Source organism: Streptomyces sp. SPB074 (genome assembly GCF_000154905.1).
In the GTDB taxonomy this organism is placed as follows: domain Bacteria; phylum Actinomycetota; class Actinomycetes; order Streptomycetales; family Streptomycetaceae; genus Streptomyces.
In genome coordinates this window covers 5,871,925-5,875,979 of sequence record NZ_GG770539.1, presented here as the reverse complement: position 1 = coordinate 5,875,979, position 4,055 = coordinate 5,871,925, and the positions used below count along the sequence as shown (strand labels likewise).

Genomic DNA, 4,055 nt, shown 5'->3' with positions numbered 1-4,055 from the left:
CCGGGGTGGGGGCGTCCCGCCGGGGGTCAGCGGCTGCCGCTGCCCGGGCCCTCGTAGTCGTCGCCGTAGGCGCCCTTGGCGGGGCGGCGGCGGCGCATGGGCGGCTCGACGCCATCGGCGAGGCGGCGGGCGGTGACGAGGAAGCCGGTGTGGCCGATCATGCGGTGGTCGGGGCGGACCGCGAGGCCCTCCACGTGCCAGTTGCGGATCATCGACTCCCAGGGCTGCGGCTCGGCGAAGCAGCCGTGCTCGCGGATCGTCTCGACGGTGCGCGAGAGCTGCGTCGTCGTCGCGACGTAGCAGCACAGGATGCCGCCGGGCACGAGCGCCTTGGAGACGGCCTCCAGGCACTCCCAGGGCGCGAGCATGTCGAGGACGACGCGGTCCACCTCGGTGTCGCTCAGGTGGTCCTGGAGGTCGCCGACGGTCAGTTCCCAGGCGGGGTGCGGGCCGCCGAAGTAGCGCTCGACGTTGCCCTGCGCGATCTCCGCGAAGTCGGCCCTGCGCTCGTAGCTGTGCAGCATCCCGTGGTCGCCGATGGCGCGCAGCAGGAAGGCGCTCAGCGAGCCGGAGCCGACGCCGGCCTCGACGACGCGCGCGCCGGGGAAGATGTCGGCGAAGGCGATGATCTGCCCGGCGTCCTTGGGATAGACGACGGCGGCCCCGCGGGGCATGGACAGGACGAAATCGGGGAGCAGGGGGCGCAGCGCGAGATAGGCGACGTTCCCCGTGGTGCGGACCACGCTGCCTTCGGGGGAGCCGATCAGCTCGTCGTGCGGGAAGGAACCCTTGTGGGTGTGGAAGTTCTTCCCGGCTTCGAGCGTGAAGGTGTAGTGGCGGCCCTTGGGGTCGGTGAGCTGTACCTGGTCCCCGACCTTGAAGGGCCCGCGTCGGCGGGCGGCACCGGTCGGTTCGGACATGGGCGCAAGCCTACCGGGCCGTCCGGGTGCCCCCGCACGGAGCCGTCAGGGCCTGGCCATGGCCCGGACGAAGGCGCGGTCCACGTCGGCGGCGGAGAGGACCCCGTAGATCTCGCCGCTCTCCTCGATCACGAGGTACTCGCTCGCCGGGTGCGCGCGCAGCCGCTCCAGGAGTTCCTCGCCGCCGAGTTCGGCGGAGACGCGGAGGTCGTCGCTGAGGTCCTGGGCGAGGGTCGAGACGGGGACCCAGGGGCGGCGGTGCTCGGGCACCGCGACGATGCCGCTCTCGCGGACGAGGGCCTGCGGTGTGCCGTGGCCGTCCACGACGACGAGGGCGCGGGCGCCCGCCTCGTTGGCGCGGCGCAGCGCCTCGGAGAGCGGCGTCGCGCCCTCGACGGGGATGGCGCGGCGGGTGAGGGTGCGCACGCGCAGCTCCGGCAGGTGCTCGCGGAGGCGGGCCATGCGCAGTCCGTTGCCCGCGCCGGTCCAGATGATCGCGGCGAGGATCGCGGCGAGCAGCGCGTCGAAGACGGTGTCGGTGGCGCTCACCGTCTCGGGGGCGTCGCCGAGCAGGTCCGACTGGGTGAGCAGCGGGAGCCCGATCAGGACGGCGACGGCGAGGCCCCGCCCGGCCCAGGCGGCGGCGACGCTGCCCTTCATCGCGCTGCCGGTGCACTTCCACACGACGGCGCGCAGCATCCGGCCGCCGTCCAGCGGCAGCCCGGGGAGCAGGTTGAAGACGGCGACGATGAGGTTGGAGATCATCAGCCCGGCGACGAGGACGCCGGGCACGGTGCCCGGCTCGACCGTGTAGAGCAGGCCGTAGAAGACGGCGGCGAGGACGAGGGAGAGGAGCGGGCCGACGAAGGCGAGGACGAACTCGCGTCCCGGGCGTTCGCTCTCCTTCTCGATCTCCGAGACGCCGCCGAAGAACTGGAGCTGGATGCGCCGCACGGGCAGGCCGAAGCGGAGGGCCGCGACGGTGTGGGCGAGTTCGTGGACGAGGACGGAGGCGTAGAAGGCGAGGGCGAAGAAGAGCGAGACGAGGTAGCGGACGCCGCCGAGTTCGGGGAGCACGCGGTCGAGCTGCCCGCCGAAGACCCAGGTGATGAGGGCGGCGACGAGGAACCAGCTCGGTGCGACGTACACCGGTACGCCGAAGGGACGCCCGACGAGGAACCCGTTGCCCGGCTCCCCCGGCTCGCGCGCGGGACGTCTGCCGTGCGGGGCGGGCGGGCGACCGCCGGGACCCCCGGTGGGCGCGTGCCCGTTCTCGCCGCGTTCGTCCACGGTGAAACGTTCCCCTCGTCGGTGCCTTGGCTGGAGTCGATGGTATGCGCCGGGATGCCGGTACGGGGCCGTAGGGTCGGGGGTCATGGAGAGCAGCGCGATTCAGGCGTCGGTGCCGGAGGCCCGTGGGACGGGCGGCGGGGAGGCCGGTGGCAGGGGGGCGGCCCCGGCGGACGGGGGCATCTCCGGTGCGGCCGGGGCGGAGGCGCCCGGCGGGGTGACGGGCGGCGTCGGCGTACCGGCCGCCGGGGCGGAGGGGGCTCCCGTCCCGGCGCCGAGGCCGCCGGCTCCCCCGTCCTCGCTGTCGCCCTCGCGTGCGGGCGACTTCATGCGGTGTCCGCTGCTCTACCGCTTCCGTGTCATCGACCGGCTGCCGGAGAAGCCGAGCGAGGCGGCGACGCGCGGCACCCTCGTGCACGCGGTCCTGGAGCGGCTCTTCGACGCCCCGGCCGGGGAGCGCACGGCGGAGCGGGCGCGGGCGCTGCTGCCGGGGCAGTGGGAGAAGCTGCGCGCGGCGCGCCCCGAACTGGACGAGTTGTTCGCCGGGACGGCGGGCGGGGACGCGGCGGCGGCCGGGGAGCGGCTGGCGGAGTGGCTGGCCTCGGCCGAACGGCTGATCGAACGGTGGTTCACGCTGGAGGACCCGACGCGCCTCGAACCGGCCGAGCGCGAGCTGTTCGTGGAGACGGCGCTCGACTCGGGGCTGCGCCTGCGCGGCATCATCGATCGGATCGATGTCGCGCCCGCGACCGGCGACGTCCGCATCGTGGACTACAAGACGGGCAAGGCGCCGCGTCCGCAGTACGCGGAGGAGGCGCTGTTCCAGATGAAGTTCTACGCGCTCGTGGTGTGGCGCCTCAAGGGCGTCCTGCCGCGCCGGCTCCAGCTCGTCTACCTCGGCAGCGGGGACGTGCTCACCTACGACCCGGTCCAGGGGGACCTGGAGCGCGTGGAGCGGAAGCTGCACGCGCTGTGGCGGGCGATCGAGGAGGCGACGGCGAGCGGGGAGTGGCGGCCGCGCCCCTCGAAGCTGTGCGGCTGGTGCGATCACCGGGCGGTGTGCCCGGAGTTCGGCGGCACTCCCCCGCCGTACCCGCTCCCGGTGCGCCCGGCCGGGTCGGCCGCCGAGGGGCCAGCGGCGGGCGCGGGGGCCTGAAACCGGACCGGCCCCGTGCCGCCGCCGGGCGCAGGGCACAATGGCCCGGGACTAACGAAGGAGACTTCCCGTGGCGATCCGTGTCCTCCTGGTGGACGACCAACCGCTGCTGCGCACCGGCTTCCGGATGATCCTGGAGGCCGAGCCCGATGTGGCGGTGGTGGGCGAGGCCGGGGACGGGGCGCAGGCGCTCGACCAGGTGCGGGCGCTCCAGCCGGACGTGGTCCTCATGGACATCCGGATGCCCCGGATGGACGGGGTCGAGGCGACCCGGCAGATCACGGGGCCCGAGCGGGACGGCCCGGTCAAGGTGCTGGTCCTGACGACCTTCGACCTGGACGAGTACGTCGTGGAGGCGCTGCGCGCCGGGGCGAGCGGCTTCCTCCTCAAGGACGCGCCGGCGCACGAACTGGTGCAGGCGATCCGGGTGGTGGCGAGCGGCGAGGCGATGCTCGCGCCGAGTGTGACGCGGCGGCTGCTCGACAAGTACGCGGGGCACCTGCCCTCCGGCGAGGAGCAGCAGCCGAGTTCCCTCCAGACGCTCACGGAGCGCGAGGTGGAGGTGCTCAAGCTGGTGGCGCGGGGCCTGTCGAACGCGGAGATCGCGGCGGACCTGTTCGTGAGCGAGACGACGGTGAAGACGCATGTGGGGCACGTGCTCACGAAGCTGGGGCTGCGCGACCGGGTGC

Annotated in this window: 4 protein-coding genes; 2 read left to right on the top strand and 2 right to left on the bottom strand. The window is 74.1% G+C overall.

Annotation, left to right across the window (positions count from 1 at the left end; genetic code table 11):
- Positions 1-26: 26 nt before the first annotated feature.
- Together SSBG_RS24860 and SSBG_RS24855 are read right to left on the bottom strand one after the other, a co-directional pair.
- Positions 27-920 carry a tRNA (adenine-N1)-methyltransferase gene (locus tag SSBG_RS24860; RefSeq protein WP_007828985.1) on the bottom strand — a complete coding sequence of 298 codons (894 nt, stop codon included), beginning with the start codon at positions 918-920 and terminating at the stop codon, positions 27-29.
- 45 nt (positions 921-965) lie between these two features.
- Positions 966-2,210 (bottom strand): site-2 protease family protein, encoded by a 1,245-nt coding sequence (locus tag SSBG_RS24855; RefSeq protein ID WP_037870579.1) that lies wholly within the window; start codon positions 2,208-2,210, stop codon positions 966-968.
- 328 nt (positions 2,211-2,538) lie between these two features.
- On the opposite strand from SSBG_RS24855, the gene SSBG_RS24845 reads away from it, so the two are divergent.
- Both SSBG_RS24845 and SSBG_RS24840 read left to right on the top strand, forming a co-directional pair.
- Positions 2,539-3,366, top strand: a complete 828-nt coding sequence (locus tag SSBG_RS24845; RefSeq protein ID WP_037870576.1) for a PD-(D/E)XK nuclease family protein — start codon at positions 2,539-2,541, stop codon at positions 3,364-3,366.
- Positions 3,367-3,436: 70 nt separating this feature from the next.
- Positions 3,437-4,055 (top strand): response regulator (locus tag SSBG_RS24840; protein WP_008748821.1); only part of this gene is annotated, 619 nt, incomplete at its 3' end.